The following is a 23,985-nucleotide window of genomic DNA, read 5'->3' as shown; positions in this document are numbered from 1 at the left end:
CATCTAGATGATGACTGAATTATATTTTCACATTCACATATTGCGAATTACCGATGTGTCAATTTATTATTATATCATATATTTTATAAATAAAAGCCCCTGATTGATATGTACCACCTTTACTGGTTCTCCAGTAAAAATAGCATATCCAAACAGGGGCATTTCTTTATAAACTTGCTTCCACAAGTGCTTTTGTATATGGGTGTACCGCTTCTTTAAGTCGTTTTGATTCGATAGTCTCTACGATTTGCCCATCTTTCATAACGATGATTCGGTCTGTTACGGCTTGTAACAGGCCTATGTCATGGCTGACGAATACGTAGCCGAAGGGTTGTTCCCTGTGAAGTTTTTGTAATAAATCTAGTACCAGCTTTTGATTCACCGCATCAAGGGCTGATGTAGGTTCATCAAAAAGTACTAGTTTTGGATGCATCAACATAATCCTTGCCAGTACTAACCGTTGCAGCTGACCACCACTTACTTCATGAGGATATTTCTGAACAATAGTTTCAGGTAGATCTACATGTTTAATCCATTGGCGGATATCTTCCTTTGCAGCGGCTATATCCATAAGCCCATAGTTAATATACGGCTCTAAGAGAAATACTTCTAAGTTCATCCGCGGTGGAATCACCGCCAAGGGATTTTGGAACATCATCTGCATAGAACGATATATTTCTGTATGATTTTGAATGGAATGGATGTCCTCACCAAAGAGTCGCAAGGTGCCAGATGTAGGTTTTTCTAGCATGGCAATCATTCTAAGCAATGTACTTTTACCAGAACCACTACCACCAGCAATACCTACCCGTTCATTCTCCGCTACAGAAAAAGATACATCATCAACAGCACGAACCGTATGATTGTGGTTTGTATATTGTTTACATATATTCTCGAGTTGAATCATGCTACACCACTTTCATTACAGAATCTAACAAAATACGAGTATACTCATCTTTTGGGCATGCCATAACCTCTTCGGTGGAACCTACTTCAACGAGCTGTCCCTTATTCATAACGCCAATGCTATTGGCAATTTGTGCGGCCGACTTGATATTATGAGTTACGATAATCACCGTTGCTCCAAGAGCTTGTGTTACCTCTTTCATAAGGTCTAATACAGAGGCTTGCACGAGCATATCTAAAGCACTAGTTGGTTCATCAGCAAACACGATGCTAGGCCTCAAGATAAGGCTCAAAGCTATTGCTAGTCGCTGTTGCATACCACCGCTCAATTGAAACGGATAAGACTGTAAAATCCGCTCACCATCATTAAGATGAACTAACTTCAACATGTCGATGACGCGAGCCATTTCATAGCTTTCACCATGAGCACGGAACAAATCTTTGAAGTGATTTTCTACGGTGCGATTTGGATTTAGATAGGCGCTAGGATTTTGAAAGATCATAGAAATCTTGGTGCCCCGCAATTGTCGCCAATCACTATCACTCAAAGGAGAAACATCGATGCCGTTTAGCAAAATTTGGCCGCTAATACTAGCTTGTTTCAACATGCCAAAGGCGGCACGGACCAAGGTAGATTTACCAGATCCACTTTCACCAACGATGGCAAAGACCTCACCATTGGGCACGGAGAAGGATACATCGCGTACCGCTTGCTCCGTACCATATGAAATTGTAACCTTATCAAATACGATACAATCAGATTTATTCAATAGTAGAATCCTTTGTTAATAAGTAGTAATCGATTGGATGTACTGGTACATTTTTAACCTTTGTAGTGGATACAACAGTTGCACTTGGATACATCAAGTAGATATCTGCTACGTCATCAACTAACAATTGTTGCGCTTGTTTAGCTTCGTTAGCTCGTTCATTTTGGTCAAATGTTACGGACAATTGATCGATTAATGCGTCTACTTGAGGGTTGGAGTAAGCACCAACGTTTGCTTTCGCACCAGTTTTGTAGAACAAGCTGAGGTACCAGTACGGGTCATTTGTAGACATAGTAACCACAGCACGTTCTACCATATCAAAGCCATCTGTACCAAGTGTATCTACTTCGCCAGGGCCTTGTAATTTTTTAAGAGTTACTGCAATGCCAGCTTGTTTCAATTCTTGTTGAATTTCTTCGTACAAGCTTGTGTCTTTACCCCAAATAGCAAGAGTTAGAGCCAATTCTTTACCATCTTTAGCATAGATGCCGTTTACATTTTTAGCATAGCCAGCTTGAGTCAAGAGTTGGTCAGCTTTAGCTACATCTGTCATCGGTTTATTAGCGATAGAATCAAAACCTAAATTAGCAGATGGTGGGAATGGAGCCGCACCTGGTGTAGAACTGTTACCAATGATTTTCGCCATAGAATCGTAGTTAATAATATGAGCAATAGCGGAACGTACAGCTTTATCATGTAATGGAGATAATTCAGTATGGTTCAATTTCAACATGAGCACACGAACGCCTGCAACGTCTTGAATGTTGAAGCCATCTTTGAACAAGCTGCGGTTAGCAGAGTCCACTTTTTGGATTATATCAACGTCTTTAGATTGCAACGCCATAGCGCGTTTGTTGTTATCTTCGATGTCTTTTACTGTTACAGTATCAAGACCTGGTTTGCCACCCCAGTAATCTGCGAAGGCAGCGAGTTCGATTGTTTCACCTTTTGTGAAAGCAGTGATTTTATAAGGACCTGTAAGAACTGGTTTAGATGCTACATCCTTAAGATCTGCAGTGTCCATGATAACGAACGCTGGTTCAGTTAAGCTAGACAACAAGGAACCATTAGGTTCTGTTGTTTTAATAATCAAGTTTTGACCATCTACTGTGATGGACTCGATTTTAACAGCTTTCGCGGAACGAGCACTTTGTTTCATTGTGTACTCGATAGACTCTTTAACCTTTTGTGGAGTCATAGGCGTACCATTATGGAATTTTACATTTTCACGGATGTGGAATTTCCAAGTTGTAGGGTCCACATTTTCCCAAGAATCTGCCAATTGAGGGGCAAATTTCATGTCTGGTGTAACAACAGCCAAGTTTTCACCAGCGCCGATACGCGTCAAGGTCCACGCATCCCACTCGTGAGTTGGGTCTAATGTTTCACCAAACCAATATAAACCAACATTCATATGCTTCCCTTGTTTGCCTTGTTTAGCCGTATCGCTACCGCAACCAACCAAGAGAGCTACCATGCACAGCATAGTTAGACACGCTAATAACCAACGTTTCATAACTTCTCCTTTTTGAACATCACCTCTGTGAAAGAGGCTTTCAACATAAACATCTATACACAGCGCGGTTAGCGAGATACATCGAGAGCATCGCGCAACGCATCGCCAATATAGTTAAATAAAACAACAGTAATAAAAATTGCGAACCCTGGGTAAATTAACAGCCATGGCGCAGTTTGTAGAAAATCTCGGGAGCTCAACAAGATAGCGCCCCACTCCGGATCCGGCGGTTGTACACCGATGCCGATGAGTGAGAAACTGGCTACCAAGATGATAGTCTCCCCTAGATGTTGAATAATAACAATCAACAACGGCGGCAATACATTCGGCAAAATATATCGACTCAGGATTCGTAGGTTCGAAGCACCCGACATGCGAGCAAAGGTAATATACTCCGCATGGCGTTCAATCTGTACGAGGCCTCTCGTGATACGCGCATATTCCGCCCATTTAGTAATGCACAGGGACAGGATGACATTCGTAATGCTTGGCCCCATAATACCGATGAAAGCAATGGCAATAACCATATTCGGGAACCCTAGTACCAAATCAATTAAGCGAGATAACCAACGGTCGATACGCGGTGTAGAGAATCCTGCCAATCCGCCAATAACGATACCGATAGCACCGCTGATACCGATAATGGTGAAAGCAATGCCTAACGAAGCTTTACCGCCATAGAGAATGCGAGACCAAACATCTCGCCCTAACTGATCAGTACCTAATAAGTGAGTACTGCTTATGTCTTGTAAGCGGTCTGCCACACTAGTCGTCTCCGGATCGAATGGTGCTATATAAGGAGCACATAGGAAAAATACAATCCATAGAGCTGCTAATAGCAACATAGCATATAAAGTGTAAGGCTTTCGTCTATTCATAGGAGCCTCCTTTTATAGCGGCTCTTCGTTTTGGATTTAGCCAAATGCTCAAAACATCGATAATAATATTAATCACGATGAACACCATAGTAATCCAAATAATGTAGCCTTGCATCAAAACATAATCGCGAGCCATAATGCCTTGCACCATCATGTAACCAAAGCCTTTTATGGCGAATACCATTTCAATAACGGCAGACCCACCTAACATGGCACCCATTGTTACCCCCATCATGGGCAATAACATAAGACCTACATGGGGGAAGATATAACGGGTATACACCAGCCACTCAGGTAGCCCCAAAGCGCGAGCCCCTTGCACAAAAGGCTGACGAGATACTTCTAAAATGGCATTACGCAAACGACGAATATACAAGCCGCATATCCATAAGGCTAGGGTTACAGCTGGCAATATATAGGCAGCAAAGCCCTTTGTATTCGTCACAGATACGAGCTGCAATTTGACACCGAATAGATACAATAGCAGTAGGCCTACCCAAAAACCCGGGATAGCTAAAGCTAAAAACGTAACTAAACGGATACCGTGATCCACCCAAGAATCCTGATATTTTGCAGCTAATATACCAAGAGGGACAGTTACAACGATACCTATAACAAGTGCTAATGATACAAGACCTAATGTATTCGGTAAGGCACCACCTAAAATCGTAGCCACTGGCAAAGCATACAGAATAGACTCACCAAAGTCTCCTTGTACAATTTGACCTAACCAACGTAAGTATTGCTGCCACCAAGGATCATTGAGCCCTAACTGCTCTCGTATCTGCGCGACCACAACTGGATCAGGAGTAGCCCCTAAAAGATTATACTTCATCGACACAGGGTCGATAGGAGATAATTTTATCAATACAAATGTACCGATAGTAACCACCAATAAAATACCTACAATACTTGCTAAACGTTGTAATATCAATCGATACAACACATCACCTGCCTTCTTTATCACAAAATAGCCCTGTTTATATTATAACATTTATTCTCATTTCTATATATCCGTATAGCTATATCATAATGATTTTCATTATGAAATTTAGTTATATATACAAAAACGGCCCCTCATAAGAGGAGCCGCTTCTTATATAACCCTTACAGTGTCCATGCGAGTGCTTCACCGCAGCTCGCATGCCTATCCCACTAGGCTGGACTGTTATATTATTTTGTATGTGCTTTAGGTGCTACAGTGTTAGCAATAATAGCCTTCGCCATGTCGCGAGTTACAGGGCGCTCAAAGTACATCGCATGGGTTTGACCATCTTTTGTCCAACCAGCGAGGTATACCATTTTTTCGCCACCTTTGAAAGTAACCTTTGTACCGTTTACTTTTTCTGTAGCTGTAACGCGATAATCGTTATAATTACCACTGATATCACCTGTTGCATTAGCTACGCGATAAATGATACGTTTGCCTGCCACTTGGTTCCGCGTTGCATCCTCACCAGCTTGGTAAACATACACAACTTGCAAAACATCTTTATTGATTGTGCTTACAGACTCAATATTATAGCCTACAGGTAACACTTTAGGCAATTGAGGCATAATATTCATGTATTTAGCAGCTTCATCAATAGTAGCGAATTCATGAATTGGGCTTGACATGCCAACCATTGGAGCTGCCTGTTCTGCAACTACAGGTTTAGCTGGATCTGGTTTTACATCTAAAGTACCTTGTGCATCAGCAACAGTGTAAGAACCTACACAAGCACACGCAACTGCTAGTAATACAAATTTTTTGACCATGGGTATAATCTCCCTTCGCGTAACATAAAAATTATTAAAAACACATTTATTTTGTATGTGATTTTTCTTCAACAATATTACGGATAATAGCCTTCGCCACATCTCGTGTAACGGGACGCTGAAATTCTAAAGAGTGATTTTGTCCATCTTTCATCCACGATGCAAGATAAACCATTTTCTTACCACCTTTGAAAGTAACCTTTGTACCATCTACACTTTCAGTTTCTATAACCTTATGAATCTTATGGTCATCGCTGATATCACCTTTTAATTTAGTAGATGTACGATAAAAAATAAGAGCACCACCGGCTTTATTTACGTACGGATCTATACCGGGTTCATACACGTACACAACTTGTAAAATATCTTTCTCAATAGTAATGACAGATTGAATATTAAATCCTACAGGCAATAGCTTTGGCATCTGAGGTCTAAACCCTATATATTCAGACGCTGCTTCTACAGTGGTAAACACATGTACAGGACTTGGCATAACAACGCCAGGAACAGCTGCTTCAACAGACATTTCTAAGGGGCCAGAAACTTTAGTTTGTGCATCCATAGCATCTTGACCCTTAACAACTCCATAGGTACCTATACAGATGCAAGCTAAAGCCATCAAAAAAGATTTCTTTAGTAGTAAGGTCATAATAATATACTCCACAAAATACATTTTGTAAAATTATATTTATTAAAATACGCTTAATAAGTATATCCTAAATGATATAGGATTTCAAGTAATAAATGCTACCTATATCATTTTAACAAGCTAGATACTTAGCCTGTTATTTCTTATGTACCATAAAGCCTGCCGCTTGTTGGTTCGCCATGATGGTTACATCAGAGATTTGCAAGCGTTTAGGTTGGTTCGTTACATATAGTACAACATCGGCTACGTCTTCTGGTTGAACAGCCTCAATACCAGCATAGACAGATTTAGCTCGCTCCGCATCACCGTGGAAGCGTACTTCACTGAATGGAGTTTCTACGATGCCTGGTTGAATGGTGGTAACCTTAATATCTGTAGCTATAGTATCCATACGAATGCCATCGCTTAATGTCTTTACCGCTGCCTTTGTAGCGCAGTATACTGCACCATTAGGATATGCATAAATACCTGCAGTAGAACCCATATTTACAATATGACCTTCATTTTTATCAATCATAAAAGGTAGTACTGCTTTTGTTACATATAAAAGACCTTTCACATTGGTATCAATCATAGTCACCGCATCATCAACAGCACTATCTTGAAAAGGATCAAGCCCTTGTGCAAGACCAGCATTATTAACGAGCACATCGACGCCACCAAAAGCCTCAATAGCAGCAGGAACCTTGCTTTCAACATCCTCGCGACTACGCACATCAAGAACTAACGTCTCAACACGCACGCCATGCTCCTTAGACAAACGAGCCTGTACCTCGCCCAATAACTCAGCACGACGACCAGAAATTAACACATTATCGCCATGCTTTGCATAAGCCTCAGCAATACAAAGACCAATACCAGACGTTGCACCAGTGACAAAAACATTACGACCCATAAAAGCCTCCTCACTATCAATCCATTTTATTCTATCAAGTTCATTATACCATTATGAAAATCAAAAAACTCTACCCTACCACCTATAAACGACGGAAATATTGTATACATGGACGCTACGCGTACCATTCCGCCCTTCCCCAAATGACATATTGACGCATCTGAAAGGAAATCGTATAGAGATGAAAAAGGATTACCGTTCCGGAAGCGACTTAGCTCGCTTTAGAGCCTTCTGCTATTTCCTAGAATGATATGTTGGCACATCTATATGTAAAGCAAAGATATTTGACCTCTACCACAGCTAGAAAGCAAATAGGGATACCTATTCGAAGCCGCCTTGGGCGCTACACGTAGCATTCTCTCCTTCTCCCCTAAATGATATGTCGGCGCAGATAGGATTTAAAAGAATACATAAAGTGGCTTATGGATCTAGAGATATGATAATAAAAAGAGGATACCCTTTCTGAAAACGACTTAGCTCACCTTTGTCCCTTCCACTTTCTCTAAAATGATATGTAGGCGTATCTGTATTTAATACGCTAATATTTGAGCTCTATCGCAGCTAGAAAATAAATAGGGATACCTATTCGATGCCGTCTTGGGCGCTACGCGTACCCATGAAGGCTGAGGATAGGTATCCCTATTGTTTTATTTAATTTGATTAGTAGAGCTCAAATACGCTAGCTTTTATTTCAGATGCGCCAACATATCATTTAACACTTCCATGCAATCCCCTACGATGCCATAGTTGGCGTGTTGGAAGATTTCTGCGTTTGGATCGTTGTTGATAGCCACGATTGTGTCAGCACCGGAGATACCGCTCACGTGTTGGATAGCGCCGGAAATACCGAATGCCAAGTATAGTTTAGGGCTTACAGTTTTACCAGTTTGGCCTACTTGGTACGGCAATTCAATCCAGCCTTTTTCAACGAGTGGACGTGTAGCGCCTACTACGCCGCCAATAGCTTCAGCAAGTTCGTAAAGTTTATCAAAGTTTTCTTTAGAACCCATGCCGCGACCACCAGCTACAATGATATCTGCTTCTTGGATATTGTAACCATCTTTGCCGAATGGAATGAAGTCAAGACGCTTCATGCGAATGTCTTCAGGTTTAAGGTCGAATTGTTCAACTTGAATACGGCCCCAGCTATCTGCAATGCGCTCTGGTCTCTTGAATACGTTAGGACGTACGGAGCCCATTTGTGGACGATGGTTTGGAGAAATAATTTCCGCCAAGATGTTGCCGCCCAAGGCAGGACGAGTCCATTCTACAAGGCCTTCTGCCGTATCTACAGTCAAGATTGTACAGTCTGCTACTACGCCGTTTTGCATGCGACCAGACATACGAGGTGCCAAGTCACGACCGTTGTTAGTAGCGCCGATTAAAATTACATTAGGCTTATGATCTTTGAAGAAGTCAGTTAATACTTTTGTGTAGCCATCAGTTGTATAGTATTTCAAAAGAGGACTTTCAAAAACGTGAACAATATCAGCACCATGTGCTACGAGTTCTTCTGCTTCGGATTGAACATGTTCGCCAAGTAACATAACTTGAACAAGTTGGCCCAATTCCTTAGCGATACGGCGAGCTTGGCCAATCAATTCATAAGTAACCGGATGCACCACATCATCGATGGTATCGGCTACGACAAAGACGTCTTTATAATCATCAAAATTTGTCACACCCATTACCGGTCACCTCCTTTGGAACCTTCATCACCTTGAGCGGCAGCTACCGCTTTAAAATCGCTGGCGGACACACTTTCAACAGTGGCAGCCCGTTGCGCAGGATCTTTAACATCAACACCTTCATCATTAGGTTCCTCAGCCGCAACAGGTGCGTCGCTTGGAACTAATAGATGAGCAAATTTTTCTGGCTTAATATTGTACGCCAATTCGAGAACCTTTTTAGAACCTTCCTCAACATTTGGAAGCATTTCAACTTTACCGCGAAGAGGTGGTTGGTATACCTTACGAACGCGCGTAGGGGAACCGTTAAGGCCGATACGGCTTTCATCAATATTAGGCATATCACGTAATGTAATATGGGAAATTTCATAACGTTTCGCGTAAATAGAGCTCCAGAGACCTGGTTGACGTGGCTCATTAAGCTCAGCTGTAGCCGTTACTAATACTGGTAATGGCACTTCTACGATTTCGTAACCATTTTCATGCTCCCGTGTTACAGTTGCTTTTTGAGCCGCTGTATCTACAGCAAATTTACAAGCATACGTTGCTTGCGCCATACCGAGTTCTTCTGCAATTTGAGGGCCTACTTGTGCAGTATCGCCATCGATAGCCTGCTTACCGCAGAAAATGATTTCAAATTGACGATTCATTGTCTTTTGAATATGACGGATAGCAGATGCAATGGTATAACTTGTAGCCAATGTATCAGCGCCACCGAAAGCGCGGTCTGTAACAAGTACCGCATCATCAGCGCCGAGAGATAAACATTCGCGAAGAGCATCCTCAGCTTGAGGAGGACCCATCGCCAATACTGTTACACGGCTACCTTCATTTTCGTCTTTTACCGCAAGAGCTGCCTCTAACGCATGCATATCGTCAGGGTTTACAATACTAGGCAAGCCTGTGCGGATGAGATTATTCGTTTCCGGATCCAGTTTAATCTCAGATGTATCTGGAACCTGTTTGACACATACTAATAACTCCATACACTCACCCCTGTCTAAATTCTACGCCCTTAGCGTTACGCGGATATTTCCAAGTTTTTACGATAGTTTCGCCACAGAGAACACGGCAAGTACCGCACTCTAAACAACCAGCGAAGTCAAAGGCCAAATCGCCATTTTCTTGTAATGTATATAGACCAGCAGGGCAGCCATTGACGAGTTTCATTTTCTCTTCGCGGCTGAAGCCAGCGCCATCCACAAGGATATGAGGAGACGTTTCATCTACATAATATTTATTGGCGCCCAAGCGCTCTTCTAATTTCATAGGGAACGCACCCCTTTCAATGCATCACGAATCAAGGTTACAAGGCCAACGTCACCAACGCGACCCATTAATTTTTTCAACATCGGAACAGCACCGTCACCGTTTACAGTGAATACATCGCGCATCACATTATTCACGAGAGCTGGATATTCCTTGAATATACGAGGATTGGATGCAAGGAAGTCAGGCATGTTTTTATACAATTTCAAGTCTTTATGCAACCAAGAATTTTTGATTTCACGTTCATATAGACTAGCAATGCGTTCCATATTTTCGTCGCGCAATGCCACGTTAGCAGCAGCTGCGGCACACATGCCGGATTCGATGGCAAGGTCCATCCCACGAATCGTGTAACCAAGGTTCATACACATACGCGCTGCATCGCCAACGATAATATAACCATTGCCGCCCAATTGTGGCATTGCTTTATAACCACCTTCTGGTACTAGATGAGCACTATGTTCTTTCAATTGACCATTTTTCAACAATGGTGCAATTCTTGGATGACTTGTGAAAGCTGAAAGCATTTCGTCTACAGATTTATTAGCTTTGCCGATATCTTCAAGACCTACAACCATACCTACGGAAAGGCTTTCTTTATTAGTATAAATAAAGCCACCGCCTAATAAGCCGTCAGTCATATCTCCCAATGTAAGCCATGCCATACCTTCATCACCAGATAGCATGAGGCGATTTTCAAGATCATCTTTCTTAAGTTTATATACTTCTTTAACGCCTACAGCCATAGTACTTGGATCTGTAGGGCCTGTTAAACCAGCTTTTTCCAATAACAATGTATTGGAACCTTCTGCGATAACAACTAGTTTTGCATACACTTCATCATCATGACAGCGAACGCCTACAACGCGACGGTTCTTGCCTTCACCTTCAGTGATAAGGTCTGTAACTTGTACGTTAGATACGAGGAGAGCACCTTTTTTCTCAGCCTCACCTGCGAGCCATTTATCAAATTTAGCACGCAATACTACGTAGGATTCCTCATTAGGCTTCCCATCTTGATTACTATACTCAATAGTAGTCATTTCATTGCCAGTGCCAATAGAAATACGTTCTTTTGTCACTTTACGTTCCAATGGTGCACGTTCTCTAAAGTCCGGTACAAGACGTTCTAAAGAATGTGTGTAGATACGTCCACCCATCATATTTTTAGCGCCTGGTGCGGTGCCACGTTCGATAAGTAGTACTTTCGCCCGTTGTTCTGCGAGGCGCAATGCCGCCGCAGAGCCCGCTGGACCTGCACCAACGACGATGACATCAAATGTTTCATTACGATCAATTGCCATATACTCAGCTCCTTTAAATGAAAGCTTAACTTACATAAGTTCATACAGTATATATATATTCTCTACGAAGAGGTAAAACACCTTTAAAAAAATCGACAAAAAAAGAAATATATTCTATATTTTACGAAATTATGCTATATAACACTCTATAGGATGTATATATAATCATTATAAGCTCATAGTATTGCACACTAAGATTTTTAATTAAGTGCAATAAAATTCATCAATTCGTGAAATATATAAGTTTTTTCTAGCTTTCACAGTGAAAGTAGCGTATGATAAAAGTAGGAAAAACCCTATACGGAGCAAGACGCGTATAATACGACCGCATAATGCAAGTCCACGGTCAAGGTTAGGAACTCGTTATTTTTTTAGTAAGAGGAGGCCCTATGGACCCGTTAAGAATCTTGAAAGCATTATCCAATCCGCATCGGTTAGATATTATATTGTGGCTAAAACGCCCAGAGCAAGAATTTGGTGTACAAGTACACTCTAAAACTCTTATCGATTTTCCTAACAGTGTAAGCGTTAAGAGTATCCAAAAACGCTGCGGTGTATCTCAATCGTCTATTTCTACATTTATGAGCATCTTAGAAAATGCGGAACTTGTAGAATCTCGTAAAATCGACCAATATACCTACTTCCGTCGTAACGAAAAGGTAATTCGCGATTTTGGTGAATGGTACAATAAAGAAGTATCGATTCAGTCTGATCAGGTTGACAGACTGTTAGAAACGGTTATCTTAGAAGACACTTCGTATCCAACAACAGAGGAAAGCTCTATGCCTAGCGAGCAGCTCGCAGCCGAATTGCATACTAAGGGACCACATCATGAAGAAAAAGGAAAATAATTCTCCTTCCCTACGTATCCTACCTAGGGATAAAACAAAAAGAAGCTATAACATCTAGTCTTATAGCTTCTTTTTTATTTTAACCCGCTCCCTTATGCGACGAAATACATCGGCACCAGAGTATCGAATTTTGCTTTCTTTTGCTGCAGAATCAGCTTCATCCAAGGCGTACTCAATAGGATCTGTTAATGCTGAATATTGTTCAATACTCATTAACACCATAGTTCCATATCCATTCTTAGTTAAAAATACAGGAGAATTTGTGGTAATAACGATTTCTTCAACTTCCGGAAATTTATTACGCAAGTCTGATACAGGTCTAATATTAATCAATATATACACCTCCTTATATCATAATTCTATCATTATTTTATTGAATTTACTAATAGTATTATATTAATTAACAATTCAAGTAATAAAGCCCTCCAACTGGAGGGCTCTTTATATTATGATTATATTTCTGATTGTTAGCGTTGTGCTTCGTAAGCTCTAAATAGTTTAGATAACAATTCAGGCGCCAAGCGTAATAAGTCTGGATTTTCACAGAAGGATATGCGCAATTGTGTCTTACCTGGGTTATCATCGCCTTTTTTACCGCTGTAGAAACCATTGAGCGGTGCCATGAGAAGTGTGTATTCTTGGCCATCATCGAGGCTGACTGCTCCGTGTTCGGCACACCAAGAGGCAAACTCTACACCATCAAAGCCAGGTTTAGCCACCTTGCGTACGTCGATGACAAAGTAGATAGACGCTTCAGGACGAGATACGATAAAGTCCGGCTCTACCTCTTTGAAACCTTGGTGAAGTTCAAAGATCATTTGACGGTAGTAATCGCGTTGTTGCTCATACCAGTTGTGTAATTGTGCGTAGGACTCGTGCTTCAACGCGCCAAAGATATATTGGCCCAATGTGTTAGCACTAAGGTTTGCTGTATATTCAGCAACAGATTTTTCGTAGCACAATTTATTATCGGTAATGATGGCACCAATGCGTAGGCCACAGGCATTCCAAACCTTACTTGCCGTTTCAAGACTGATACGGCGACCTTCGATACCAGGCACATCTTTATCGGTTAAAGCCCAGATACTAGATGTTTCTTTCCCTTTTTCATAAGCCAATTCACGGTATGCTTCGTCAGAGATAATCCACAAATTATGTTTAACACATAGTTTAGTATATTCAATCAATGTTTCCTTACTGAATAATTGACCAGTTGGGTTATCGTAAGGAATGATGAGCAATGCGCCCGGTTTTGTATCGATAATGCGTTGCTCTACAGTTTCAACGGATGGTAATTCAAACTCGCCATCTTCATTAAGCTCACGCTCAACAGTAACTGTTTTACGGCCAATGCGAAGGCCTACCGCATCATAGTTTGTATAAGATGGGTTGAACATCAAAAGAGGGCGTTCCTCTTCGCCTGCACCACCACATACGCCAAGCATGATGATTTCCATCGCCATGGATGCACCGTCTGTTACGAGTACATCAAGACCAGTTGTATCAAAACCTTGGCTACGTAAAATGTGAAGGAATGCTTCGCGACATTCATCAGTCCCCGTAGTTGGTACGTATGGCACGATGCCATTATGGAACGGGCTATTCACACCGCCCAAATTGAACAACCTACGCTGCATGGCGGGATGCATAGGACGCATTACATTACCAATAGAACCATTCACCAAGATAGGCGGGTTCTTACGTTCCAAGAATTTAATTTGTCCTAAGCGAATGCCAGACGGCTTGCGAGCCATCATATACGGCGACAATTCTGGTTGTTTCATTTCGATCCAACTCCTCTAAAAATAAACCTCCTCAACAAGGAGGTTTTGATAACTGTGAAAGTAACAAAACACCTACTATACAAGTAAATACCTGATACATCACAAAGCAAAATTAAAAACAATTACATAGATATATATAGATACATAATATTATAGAGCTTTTACTATAGAAAATCTATAGTTTTATAACACATACTTATGTACATATGCCTAATTTATTGGCTATTGAAAATAACTCTCATAGTGCTGTACTAATATACCACTAAAAATTATAGTAAAAATGAAAGAGCCTAACGAAAGGCTCTTTCTCTTTCATGTATACAGCGATTATAACGCTCTATGTTTTAAATTGTCACTTCTACGCCGAGACGATAGTTGCGACCTTGACCTGGCCACCAGTCACCAGGGTTGCCCCAACGAACGCTAGATTGTTCTGCATAGTAAGTATCAAAGATATTGTTGATACGACCAAATACAGTTACGTTTTCGCGTACTCGGTAGTTTGCGCTGATGTCAGCTAACCAGTAAGTTTTGCGCGGGAATACATTATCCGCTGTACCAGGACGGTTGATGATACCGCGAATATCCAAATGAGCATCCCATTTAGCATCGTTGTAATCAAGACCTGCGTTAACAGCATGTTTTGGTACATATCCATCACGGTTTGCTTTGCGAGTTGGTGTTGCATCGATATGAGTATAAGTATAGCCAAGACGTGCGGACAAGTGCTTAGTCAATTGTTTACGCACATCTGCGTTGATGCCATGAGCTTTTTCAGTATCGAAATTGCGATATTGACCTGTGAAAGCGGCAGGGTTTGTCATAACCCAACCGATTTTATCTTTCGTACTACGGCTGAAGAAGCTAAGATTACTATTCCATGTTTTACCGAATTTGTGGTGTACACCTAAATCAAATTCATGACCTGTTTCCGGTTTCAAATTGCGGTTGCCATTGAAACCATCAAATAATTGGTATGGTGTAGGTGCCAAGAAGTACTCTTTATATGCAGCATATACATTTGTTTTTGCATTTACATCATAGCCTAGGCTGATGGATGGAGATGTATGCGTACCGAAGGAGGAATGATGGTCAACGCGGATACCAGGTGTTACAGTCCACTTAGGAGCAAATTTCCATTCGTCTTGGATGAAATAGGATGCATTTGTCAGTTTCACACCACCCATGTTAACCACTTTATCTTGACGCCAATCAAAACCACCTACTACAGTATGATCTTTAGCTTTATATGTTACTTGATCGCCGATACCACGAGTTTTCACATCTGTTAAGTACCCATCGTACGTTGTTTTGTAGTGATTATTCATCAAGTATAATTGATGGCTCCAACGGTTGCTAATTTTATTATTCCAAATCGCACGCAAGGAGTCATTTGCTTCATTACCATAACGAATGTGATTGAGGGCACCTAAATGGTCAGAGTACATTACATCACCACGATATGTGTCGTAAGATATTTTTACATCGTTCTTATCATTAATTTTATTGCCTACCATGAAGGATGCAGTATGGCTGTTACCGTGTTGAGGAATGCGCACGCCATGACCATCTTTATAGGAACCGATGATATCTTTTTGTAAGCCTACACGCCAGTACCAATCGTTTTTGCTACCTTCGTTAGTAATAGCGTATTGCTCTAAGTCGTTGCTGCCGCCCATAACGCGGAGTTTAGTTTGCACACCTTGCTCAGGTTTTGCAGTGATTACGTTAACTACACCACCGATTGCACCGGAACCATACAAGGTAGAACCTGCACCACGTTGTACTTCAATGCGATCAATGCTAGACATATCTTTTAAAATAGTCATCGGCGGATTTACACCAGCTGCGCCCATATTGATGCCATCTACCAAGTACAATACTTGTTCAGAACCATTGATACGGAATGCGTTAGAGTTCGTATAACCTACACCGCCACCGTACGTATTAATATCTACGCCTGGTACGATGTTCAAGGCTTCGTTCATATTCGTAGCATGGCGCTCACGAATATCGTCACCTGTTACTACGCCTACACTAGCTGGTACCTCTGAAAGTTGTTGCTCACTACGTGTAGCAGTAACAACAATGGTATGCGCTTCTTTTGCGTCACCTGCGTTAGCAGCTAATACATTAGGCACACTCAAAGTGCTACCAAATACTAGGGCTAACCCTACATAGAGGGATAATCGTTTCATTCTTGATACTTTCATAAAAACCTCCACACACACTAAATCACTTGCTATATATATTTTGTGCCATAGAAACCATTGCACGAGTCATGAATTGGGAATAGCTCATGACCTGCGAGGAGTCTACGAGATACACACGACGATTGGCGATGGCCTTAACACCTTGCAACGCAGGATCAGAATAGAGCTGTTCTGCCGCTGCTGGCGTAATGCCATCAGAAGTATAGTCCACGGACGGAATGATAATAATATCTGGATTGGCTTTAATTAAATCCTCTCGCGTCCCGTTATCAAAAGGCCCTAAGCCTAATTGAGCGGCCGCATTGTTCACCTTCAGATATTTAGTCATGTCATCAAAGGTTGACCCTTTGCCACCTGTTAGACCAAATTGCGTGTAAAACGCCACTAAAGGACGCTCACCGCTATGCTTATTTGCTATGTCTTCTACAGTTTTCAAATCTGCATCCATACTAGCAATCATTGCTTCATCAGAGGCATGTAAAAGACCAGCAATTTCATGAATAACTGCTTTTGCTTCTTCTACCGTAGTCGGCGTCTTATACACATACACTGGTATTTGCATGTTCCGCATTTCCCCAATTGCATCAGGAGACATCCAGTTTGGAACTAATACTAAATCAGGCTGTACAGAGAGTATGGACTCAGCAGTTGCTTTCACATGTTTCTCTACCTTAGCTGACGCCTCAGGCACATTGTTTACCACAGTGCCCACAGCAGCCACTCGGCTCGGATCAACTAAAGATAAGACGATATCCTCTGTACTCGCCGCGATAGGAACGATGCGCTTAGGCTCGCTAGGCACCGTAACGGCTACGCCGGTGCCATCTGTCACCTGACGTGTAGCGCCAGTCGTCCCCGTTTGTGTAGGTCCACAACCGACCACCAGCAGTACCATCATGAGTATGGTGCATATAATCGATATTCTTTGTTTCATACTAACGCCCTTCTATAACACCTTCTATGGAAAGATATAAAGACTGCAAGTCTTGTAACGTCTCTGGTTCTGCATCCCAATAGCCACGTTGAGCGGCTTCTAACAAGATTTCTGCAATGCGCTGCAAGGCCCAAGGGTTTACGTCGTGCATCCAGTCTTGTACCGTTTTGTCTAAGGCATACTTGTTCGCATAGCCTTCGTAGACCCAATCGGGAACTATATCGCTCGTCGCATCCCAGCCAAAGCTATGAGACACTACATTAGACATGTCCGAGGCTCCTTTGTATCCATGTTTCATCATGGCTTGAATGAATTTTGGGTTCTGTGTTTCCCCTTGCACAACGCGGCGGAACTCATCCGACAAGGACCGCATCACGACGCGACTACGATCTGTGCTATCCCCTACATACGCGCGAGGGGCGCTGCCTTTTGCAGTTCGCACCGCCGCAATAAGGCCACCATGATAGCTATAATAATCGTCAGCACTCAAAATATGTGTCTCCCGATTATCTTCATTCTTGATGGTCACATCCATAGTCGTGAGGCGACGTTGGAATAATCGCATATCTTGTGGCACATCCTTATGCAGGTGAAAGCTACTCCACTTGCTATATACTTGCGCAATATCGCTTAAGGACTCCCAGTTTTTACCTTCTATCAAGGCACCTACCCCGGTGCCATAGGCTTGTGGCGGGTCACCGAAGATACGAAGGCGTGCCTTCTTAGTGGCTAACAAAGAATCTTCACCTTGTTCCACAAGCCAGTCTACATCGTCGTGAATATGCTTTTTCACATAGTTATCTTCTAACGACTCATCGAGATCGGCTACTAATTCAACCGCCTTGTCGAGCCAGCTGATAGCAGTAGGCATCATATCTCGAATGAGACCACTGATACGGCCCATTACGTCGATACGAGGTCGTTGTAATTCCTCTAATGGGATAACCTCTAACCCAGAAATGCGGCCATTGGATTGCCACTTAGGGCGAACCCCTAGCAAATAGAGGAACTCACCTAAACACTGACCGTGACTTCTAGAATTGCTACTAGCCCAAAGGATAATGCCAACCGTCTCCGGATAGCGCTGTTCATTTAAAATATAATCGGCAATGACTTGATCTGCCAAGTCTATGCCTAGTTGGTACGCTATCTTCGTCGGTAAGGCGCGCTCATCTAAGCCATAGAAGTTTCGTCCTGTAGGAAGTACATCTACTTGACCACTCGATGGAGCACCCCCAGGGCCTGGCTCAACGTAGGTCCCTTGTAAGGCTTTAGATATGGAAATGAGCTCATTCTTGGTTTCATCTAATTTAGGAATGTATTCACAAAGGATAGCCTCAGCCAAAGGTTGTAAACTAGGAACGATCTCATAATCTGGGTTATGCATGACATTAGATACAAAGGTACGTAATTCATTCCAAATACGGTCAATGATTACGCTATTACGAGTGCCCTCATCAGAGAGTTCACCACTGTGCTGCTCTAAATGCGTCCAATCATAGCCCATCTCCGCAGCTAATGTTTCTAAGGCCGATGCAATATCTCCTTGAGGGGTTCGTATGATGGCAGTAATAAATTCTTCTAAATCCGTCCCCTCAGGTCCTTGCCCCAAAATATGTAAGCCATTGCGCATCTGCATATGTTTCAAATCAGTCAGTTTTTCGTGGACTTCCGTAATAACAGCATCTAGCTCTATCGTAGGTCCTTGTTCTTCATCGATAAGATGGCAGGCTAAGGCTTTTTCTCGAATGACCTCTCCAATTTCAGACACACTTTCAGGATGTTCCTGTTCAAAGTGGCTATGCTCATCGAGTAAGGCTTCTAGTTCTTCAAACTCATCGTAGAGCCCGGCCGTCGTCATCGGTGGCGACAGGTGCCCTACTAAGCAAGCGGAGCTACGCCGCTTAGCCTGTATGCCTTCTCCAATGATAGTTATCCAGTACGGGTAAATATTTGGCAAACTAGAGATGCCGATTTCAGGATAACAGCTAGCACTGAGACCAGCCCCCTTACCTGGTAACCATTCTAAGGAGCCATGAGTCCCTACATGAATGACTGCATCCGCTTCAAAGACATTCCGAACCCAGTGGTAGAACGCCAAGTATTGATGAGGTGGTGGCAAACATGGATCGTGATAGATGGCAGATACATTCTCTCCGAAGCCGCGCGGTGGTTGCACCGTAATCCACAGATTGCCATTTGAAAAACCTGGAATGATGACTTCATCATCGTACACAAATACATCTCCTGGGGCCTCCCCCCAAGATGTAACCATAGCTTGTTGCGTATCTGCTGGCAGTGTTTCAAAGTATGCTTTATAGTCATCACTGCTCAAGCGACCTTCTGCAGAGGATAACAACTCATCGGTAAGCATGGATCGGTCATTGGTCATGTGGGACGTTACCATATCCATCAATTCTGCACTGGTGTCTGGCACCGTATCGACAAGGTAGCCTTCTTCCTTCATCTGTGCCAATAAGCGTAGCACCGATTCAGGTGTATCAAGGCCTGCGGCAGAACCAATATTAGAATTCTTAGGCGGATAGTTGTGTAAAATAATGGCTATCTTTCGCTCTGATACAGGAGTATGGCGCAACTTAGACCATTTAATAGCACGCTGTACGACGGCAGCAATGCGCTCTTTCACAGGTAAATACACATAGTGACCACGCTCATCATAGGTTTGACAAGCCACAACGCCACCTTGAATAACCCCATCCAGCTCAGGTTGTGATATAGATAAATTCACATCTAATGGCGTAACTCCTTGCGGGTCCTGAGCCCAAGATTTCTCATCCATGTATATGGTATACCCTTGAACGATAGGTACGTCCTGTAATTTTAACTCCTCCAAGGTTTGAGCCCCTAAGGACTGGAAGGAGAATTTACATGTGTTGATAAGCACGTCAAAGGGGAATACATCTTTCCCAAAAAGATGGTTCATGGACAATTTCATATTCGGAATGCCTACGCGAGGATTAGACCCATATTGCCCATAAAAGATAATAGGGTTGTAACCATGTTTATAAATCTCTTCAAACAAGGCCTGCTGATAGTAAATATCCCCCATAATCCATTCATCGCGATAGAAATACACCGCTATAGAGGGCCAATCTCGATTACCTTCGGCATCCATGAACTCATCATAGGTTTCGTAGATATTTCCATCGCGTCCCATAATGGCTTGCCACGGAATGTGGTCAGGTTCCTCCCATTCGGAGATTGGTTTTGTACTGAAAGCACCGTTAATAAGGCGCACATAGTTCATGACACCACTAGTGCGGCGATAGCTTTCAAGGCGAATCCGTTGATTTTCGTCTATATTGCGATAGAGGATATCTGTTTTCTTAGGTTCTACTACATCGATCCAGTACTTGGGGTGATGAGCATACAGCCATCGTTCAAGGCGTTCTAAGAATGGCGAGTCTAAGCCAACCCCCATGTTGGTTACAAGCACTACATCGGCAGCACGAAGGCGACTTTCAAAATCACCGTCCCAGAGAGGAGGCTTTTTCATATTGCAAATATCCACCTCGCCCTGTACCAATTCAGGGTAAGTGGCAACGGCCTTTTCTATATATTGGATTTGTTTTCCTAAGTTAGAAATATACATGAGCCGACTCATGATTTACCTCCGCGATACGCGCAAAATACGATCTGCCGTAATAGTATCCATGGCATAATAACTGCCATTCATCAATTTACATAATTCCTTAGCCAACCCCAGCTTGATAAAGCCCGTTTCCGTATCGATAACAATACAATCTACAGGCAAGGTCCCAAGAATGCGAGCCCATTGCTTGGACTCCGCTACAGGGTCCTTAGAATCCCCCGACGTAGCTCGACCATCGGTGATACATATAATCTGAATTCGTTCCGCCCGATGGGCACGCAACAATCTATCGCACATGGTATAGGCTATCCGTAAACCGTGAGCTAATGGCGTTTTACCGCCTGTAGGCATAGAGGCTAACAGTCGCTCGGCTCGCTCTACGCTGCGCGTGAAAGGTAATAACACCTCTGCTGACTCCTTGCGAAATGCAATGAGCCCTACCGAATCACGATGAACATAAGAATCTCGTAAAAGGCTCAAGATAGCCGCCTTTGTAGCCTCCATGCGATGACGTGCCGCCATAGAACCGCTGGCATCTACTACGAAAAGCTGGTATGCACCAATGCGCTTTTCACGGGCTTTTCGGCGGTAATCCTGAGGTTTTATCACTAAAGATAATCCCTTGCCTCCTTGTTGCTTTAATTGCTGGGACTGAGTAGATAGCTTTTCTTGTTCCATTTTAGTAGCAGCTCGCAACCGTTGATACGGTGCCGCTGCTCGCAACGTGTCTACTAGCGCCAAGTCCTCTAGAGCCTGTTCATCTTGGTAAGCTCGAATCATACGCCCTCTCGTGTCCTTTGTTTTGGTCATGAGGCGACGACCTGAGCCCTTTCGATACTGACGGTCTACTGTTTTAGAAGATTCTAGTTTCCATTGGAATAATTGGTTAGCTATACGGGCAACAGTATCGGGTAAGCATAAAGAAGATAGCTTGTCATATATATCGCCCATATCATTAGTAGCATTATCTCTTAGTTGGTCTTTAGACTCTGAGGAATTACTACTGCCATCAGCTTCACTTGAATCAGCATCATCACCTTCAGCAGAATCTATATCAGTATCATCTGCATCATTAGCGTTTGATTCGTTAGAATTTGATTCATTAGGATGTAGCTCATCTCGATTACTATCATCCTGTTCACAGTCATTTGATACATCGGAATCCATTGAGTCAGAGGTATCATTACTTTGACTACAATCTTTCTCACTGGTACTACTGGAATTTTCACCTGGTGATGGCTGTGATTCTCGCATTTCAGCCTTTTTCATACGATGTGGCAGTACATATAGCGCCGCTAATTCTGCATGATGAGGCTTACAATAGGAACCGCCTTCTAGAAGAGCTAAGGACTTCATAACTTGTAACAACACATATTCTGCACCATGACCTACGGTATGCGCTTTAAGTGCATAGGATACGGCAAGAGACATCATCGCATCAGGTGTAGCAATCGCTGAAATCCGCTTATTGTCGATTAAGCTGACTACAACGTCAGATGCGTCCGCTTCTGTTAAAGGTAAGACAGTCTCTACGCAAGAAATTTCATCTCGAATTTGTTGTAATACCGCTAACCTTGATTCCAAGGATGCTCGTTCCATAGCTACATGTACATCGACGAGTTCCCATTCCGCGTCAGTTAAGGTTCTATCCTCATGGTTTATCGTCATGATTAACAAGATATGACGTCGTTTTGCCTCCACTAACAAGGCATGACGCACTTCTGGGGATAGAACTTGACCATCATCTAGGAGCCAACATCGCGTGTGCGGATCATCTAATAAACCTGCGTTCATCACCATCTGACCTTGTTGCAGAGACGCTTCAAAGTCGATAGTCGCTTGTAGTTGTGAACTATCTATATACACAGGAATAAGCCGATAGGGAATATGCCATTTCTCGAGGCACTGACGAACTAAAAAGCTTTTACCAACACCAGTACCACCAGAAATAACAACACTATGAATCTGGTCATTTACGAGGCCTATTTTGAGGGCCTCTTGTACAGATGTATCCATAGCTATCCCTCAAGTACCGCAGATACTACTGTATCGATGCGGTCTACATCGTGACCTTGCTCCTCAAAAGGTAATCTTCGCATACGATGTTTTAACGTCAATCTTGCAGCCACCTTAATATCGTCATCTATGATGTGTGAGCGACCGTGAAAGGCAGCGTGAGCGCGAGCCGTATGCATCATCGTAATATCTGGGCGATGCCCATCAACGCCAACACTGATACTAATGCTTGCTATCTTAAGGAGAATCTCATCAGAGGGGATAATAGTTGGTAATAGCTTACGAGACTCTAACAAGCGCTCATGCAAAGCTCGTTCAGATTCCTTATAGGTGTCCACGAATTCTGTGGGATTGTCCCCAAAGGTTAGACGTCGCTTGATAACATTCATACGCTGTGCTGGATCTTGCTCACCACAAACCATAACAGATAGACCAAAACGGTCTAATAGCTGTGGTCTAAGATCCCCCTCTTCAGGGTTCATAGTTCCTACGAGAATGAATCGAGATGGATGGGAATGGCTTACCCCTTCCCGTTCCACCGTATTCACGCCCATTGCTGCTACATCTAGCAAGATATCTACAATATGGTCATCCAAGAGATTAACCTCATCTACATAGAGAATATTTTGATGTGCCGCTTGTAAAATGCCTGGTTCAAAGGCTTTCACACCCTCTTGTAAGGCCTTTTCTAAGTTAATAGACCCTACAACGCGGTCTTCAGTAGCATTGATTGGTAGCTCTACAACGGTCATGGCCGAAGCACTTTCTTCCATAGGAGGTAAAAGGCTCGCCAGTGCACGTACAGCCGTGGACTTTGCTGTACCCTTTTCACCTTCGATTAAGACACCACCGATGGATGGATTGATGGCATTCAGTAAAAGGGCCAATTTCATTTCTTCTTGACCAACAATAGCAGTAAATGGATATAACATAAGCCTAAC

The 23,985-nt window shown here is 42.7% G+C and carries 20 protein-coding genes; 1 reads left to right on the top strand and 19 read right to left on the bottom strand.

Features of this window, described 5'->3' with window-relative positions; all coding sequences use genetic code 11:
• Nucleotides 1–166: 166 nt before the first annotated feature.
• From VEHSUH06_RS02070 to VEHSUH06_RS02015, 12 genes are all read right to left on the bottom strand, one after another.
• Nucleotides 167–907 carry an ABC transporter ATP-binding protein gene (locus VEHSUH06_RS02070; protein WP_105097577.1) on the bottom strand — a complete coding sequence of 247 codons (741 nt, stop codon included), beginning with the start codon at nucleotides 905–907 and terminating at the stop codon, nucleotides 167–169.
• A gap of 1 nt (nucleotide 908) precedes the next feature.
• Nucleotides 909–1,676, bottom strand: coding sequence for an ABC transporter ATP-binding protein (locus tag VEHSUH06_RS02065; protein WP_105097576.1), 768 nt, complete (start codon nucleotides 1,674–1,676; stop codon nucleotides 909–911).
• On the bottom strand, nucleotides 1,669–3,192 hold the full coding sequence (locus VEHSUH06_RS02060; protein ID WP_105097575.1) for an ABC transporter substrate-binding protein: 1,524 nt from the start codon (nucleotides 3,190–3,192) through the stop codon (nucleotides 1,669–1,671). The genes VEHSUH06_RS02065 and VEHSUH06_RS02060 overlap by 8 nt, the downstream gene beginning before the upstream one ends.
• A gap of 68 nt (nucleotides 3,193–3,260) precedes the next feature.
• Nucleotides 3,261–4,070, bottom strand: coding sequence for an ABC transporter permease (locus tag VEHSUH06_RS02055; protein WP_105097574.1), 810 nt, complete (start codon nucleotides 4,068–4,070; stop codon nucleotides 3,261–3,263).
• Entirely contained in the window at nucleotides 4,063–5,013 is a 951-nt protein-coding gene (locus VEHSUH06_RS02050) for an ABC transporter permease (RefSeq protein WP_105097774.1), read from the bottom strand. The genes VEHSUH06_RS02055 and VEHSUH06_RS02050 overlap by 8 nt, the downstream gene beginning before the upstream one ends.
• 230 nt (nucleotides 5,014–5,243) lie before the next feature.
• Complete coding sequence (locus VEHSUH06_RS02045; protein WP_105097573.1) at nucleotides 5,244–5,828, bottom strand: hypothetical protein; 585 nt, start codon at nucleotides 5,826–5,828, stop codon at nucleotides 5,244–5,246.
• A 46-nt stretch (nucleotides 5,829–5,874) separates the two neighbouring features.
• Entirely contained in the window at nucleotides 5,875–6,477 is a 603-nt protein-coding gene (locus tag VEHSUH06_RS02040) for a hypothetical protein (RefSeq protein ID WP_105097572.1), read from the bottom strand.
• 136 nt (nucleotides 6,478–6,613) lie between these two features.
• Nucleotides 6,614–7,372 (bottom strand): SDR family NAD(P)-dependent oxidoreductase, encoded by a 759-nt coding sequence (locus VEHSUH06_RS02035; RefSeq protein WP_105097571.1) that lies wholly within the window; start codon nucleotides 7,370–7,372, stop codon nucleotides 6,614–6,616.
• Nucleotides 7,373–8,058: 686 nt separating this feature from the next.
• A complete protein-coding gene (locus VEHSUH06_RS02030) occupies nucleotides 8,059–9,060 on the bottom strand; it encodes an electron transfer flavoprotein subunit alpha/FixB family protein (protein WP_009352014.1) in 1,002 nt (333 codons plus the stop codon).
• Entirely contained in the window at nucleotides 9,060–10,046 is a 987-nt protein-coding gene (locus VEHSUH06_RS02025) for an electron transfer flavoprotein subunit beta/FixA family protein (RefSeq protein ID WP_105097570.1), read from the bottom strand. Before VEHSUH06_RS02025 ends, VEHSUH06_RS02030 begins: the two co-directional genes overlap by 1 nt.
• A gap of 4 nt (nucleotides 10,047–10,050) precedes the next feature.
• On the bottom strand, nucleotides 10,051–10,329 hold the full coding sequence (locus VEHSUH06_RS02020; RefSeq protein WP_105081226.1) for a ferredoxin family protein: 279 nt from the start codon (nucleotides 10,327–10,329) through the stop codon (nucleotides 10,051–10,053).
• A complete protein-coding gene (locus VEHSUH06_RS02015) occupies nucleotides 10,326–11,633 on the bottom strand; it encodes an FAD-dependent oxidoreductase (protein WP_105081225.1) in 1,308 nt (435 codons plus the stop codon). Before VEHSUH06_RS02015 ends, VEHSUH06_RS02020 begins: the two co-directional genes overlap by 4 nt.
• Before the next feature lie 389 nt (nucleotides 11,634–12,022).
• Here VEHSUH06_RS02015 and VEHSUH06_RS02010 point away from each other — a divergent pair, with 389 nt between their 5' ends.
• The gene (locus tag VEHSUH06_RS02010; protein WP_054748574.1) at nucleotides 12,023–12,484 is read left to right on the top strand and encodes a helix-turn-helix transcriptional regulator; all 462 of its coding nucleotides are present in this window, start codon (nucleotides 12,023–12,025) and stop codon (nucleotides 12,482–12,484) included.
• Nucleotides 12,485–12,544: 60 nt separating this feature from the next.
• Here VEHSUH06_RS02010 and VEHSUH06_RS02005 read toward each other — a convergent pair whose 3' ends face one another.
• The 7 genes from VEHSUH06_RS02005 to VEHSUH06_RS01975 all read right to left on the bottom strand — a co-directional run bounded on the left by VEHSUH06_RS02005 (nucleotide 12,545) and on the right by VEHSUH06_RS01975 (nucleotide 23,976).
• Complete coding sequence (locus VEHSUH06_RS02005; protein WP_054748576.1) at nucleotides 12,545–12,817, bottom strand: type II toxin-antitoxin system Phd/YefM family antitoxin; 273 nt, start codon at nucleotides 12,815–12,817, stop codon at nucleotides 12,545–12,547.
• A 134-nt stretch (nucleotides 12,818–12,951) separates the two neighbouring features.
• Complete coding sequence (locus VEHSUH06_RS02000; protein WP_054748577.1) at nucleotides 12,952–14,268, bottom strand: pyridoxal phosphate-dependent aminotransferase; 1,317 nt, start codon at nucleotides 14,266–14,268, stop codon at nucleotides 12,952–12,954.
• A 344-nt stretch (nucleotides 14,269–14,612) separates the two neighbouring features.
• The gene (locus VEHSUH06_RS01995; protein WP_105097569.1) at nucleotides 14,613–16,481 is read right to left on the bottom strand and encodes a TonB-dependent siderophore receptor; all 1,869 of its coding nucleotides are present in this window, start codon (nucleotides 16,479–16,481) and stop codon (nucleotides 14,613–14,615) included.
• Between the two features lie 22 nt (nucleotides 16,482–16,503).
• Nucleotides 16,504–17,415, bottom strand: a complete 912-nt coding sequence (locus VEHSUH06_RS01990; RefSeq protein ID WP_105097568.1) for an ABC transporter substrate-binding protein — start codon at nucleotides 17,413–17,415, stop codon at nucleotides 16,504–16,506.
• A 1-nt stretch (nucleotide 17,416) separates the two neighbouring features.
• The gene (gene cobN / locus VEHSUH06_RS01985) at nucleotides 17,417–21,040 is read right to left on the bottom strand and encodes a cobaltochelatase subunit CobN (protein WP_105097567.1); all 3,624 of its coding nucleotides are present in this window, start codon (nucleotides 21,038–21,040) and stop codon (nucleotides 17,417–17,419) included.
• A 3-nt stretch (nucleotides 21,041–21,043) separates the two neighbouring features.
• Complete coding sequence (locus VEHSUH06_RS01980; protein WP_105097566.1) at nucleotides 21,044–23,044, bottom strand: VWA domain-containing protein; 2,001 nt, start codon at nucleotides 23,042–23,044, stop codon at nucleotides 21,044–21,046.
• Nucleotides 23,045–23,046: 2 nt separating this feature from the next.
• Nucleotides 23,047–23,976 carry an ATP-binding protein gene (locus tag VEHSUH06_RS01975; protein WP_105097565.1) on the bottom strand — a complete coding sequence of 310 codons (930 nt, stop codon included), beginning with the start codon at nucleotides 23,974–23,976 and terminating at the stop codon, nucleotides 23,047–23,049.
• Between the last annotated feature and the right edge of the window lie 9 nt (nucleotides 23,977–23,985).

Origin of the sequence: Veillonella sp. S13053-19 (assembly GCF_002959835.1) — a bacterium.
GTDB classification, from domain to species: domain Bacteria; phylum Bacillota; class Negativicutes; order Veillonellales; family Veillonellaceae; genus Veillonella; species Veillonella rogosae.
The sequence above is the reverse complement of the archived record's forward strand: the minus strand, read 5'-3'. Positions and strand labels throughout refer to the sequence as shown.

What these genes read in the sequence shown, in the direction of transcription:
- VEHSUH06_RS02070 (WP_105097577.1), bottom strand. Translation starts at nt 907, where the DNA reads ATGATTCAACTCGAGAATATATGTAAACAATATACAAACCACAATCAT.
- VEHSUH06_RS02055 (WP_105097574.1), bottom strand. Translation starts at nt 4,070, where the DNA reads ATGAATAGACGAAAGCCTTACACTTTATATGCTATGTTGCTATTAGCA.
- VEHSUH06_RS02035 (WP_105097571.1), bottom strand. Translation starts at nt 7,372, where the DNA reads ATGGGTCGTAATGTTTTTGTCACTGGTGCAACGTCTGGTATTGGTCTT.
- VEHSUH06_RS02020 (WP_105081226.1), bottom strand. Translation starts at nt 10,329, where the DNA reads ATGAAATTAGAAGAGCGCTTGGGCGCCAATAAATATTATGTAGATGAA.
- VEHSUH06_RS02010 (WP_054748574.1), top strand. Translation starts at nt 12,023, where the DNA reads ATGGACCCGTTAAGAATCTTGAAAGCATTATCCAATCCGCATCGGTTA.
- VEHSUH06_RS02030 (WP_009352014.1), bottom strand. Translation starts at nt 9,060, where the DNA reads ATGGGTGTGACAAATTTTGATGATTATAAAGACGTCTTTGTCGTAGCC.
- VEHSUH06_RS01990 (WP_105097568.1), bottom strand. Translation starts at nt 17,415, where the DNA reads ATGAAACAAAGAATATCGATTATATGCACCATACTCATGATGGTACTG.
- VEHSUH06_RS01995 (WP_105097569.1), bottom strand. Translation starts at nt 16,481, where the DNA reads ATGAAAGTATCAAGAATGAAACGATTATCCCTCTATGTAGGGTTAGCC.
- cobN (WP_105097567.1), bottom strand. Translation starts at nt 21,040, where the DNA reads ATGAGTCGGCTCATGTATATTTCTAACTTAGGAAAACAAATCCAATAT.
- VEHSUH06_RS02060 (WP_105097575.1), bottom strand. Translation starts at nt 3,192, where the DNA reads ATGAAACGTTGGTTATTAGCGTGTCTAACTATGCTGTGCATGGTAGCT.
- VEHSUH06_RS01975 (WP_105097565.1), bottom strand. Translation starts at nt 23,976, where the DNA reads ATGTTATATCCATTTACTGCTATTGTTGGTCAAGAAGAAATGAAATTG.
- VEHSUH06_RS02045 (WP_105097573.1), bottom strand. Translation starts at nt 5,828, where the DNA reads ATGGTCAAAAAATTTGTATTACTAGCAGTTGCGTGTGCTTGTGTAGGT.
- VEHSUH06_RS02015 (WP_105081225.1), bottom strand. Translation starts at nt 11,633, where the DNA reads ATGGCAATTGATCGTAATGAAACATTTGATGTCATCGTCGTTGGTGCA.
- VEHSUH06_RS02000 (WP_054748577.1), bottom strand. Translation starts at nt 14,268, where the DNA reads ATGAAACAACCAGAATTGTCGCCGTATATGATGGCTCGCAAGCCGTCT.
- VEHSUH06_RS02025 (WP_105097570.1), bottom strand. Translation starts at nt 10,046, where the DNA reads ATGGAGTTATTAGTATGTGTCAAACAGGTTCCAGATACATCTGAGATT.
- VEHSUH06_RS02040 (WP_105097572.1), bottom strand. Translation starts at nt 6,477, where the DNA reads ATGACCTTACTACTAAAGAAATCTTTTTTGATGGCTTTAGCTTGCATC.
- VEHSUH06_RS01980 (WP_105097566.1), bottom strand. Translation starts at nt 23,044, where the DNA reads ATGGATACATCTGTACAAGAGGCCCTCAAAATAGGCCTCGTAAATGAC.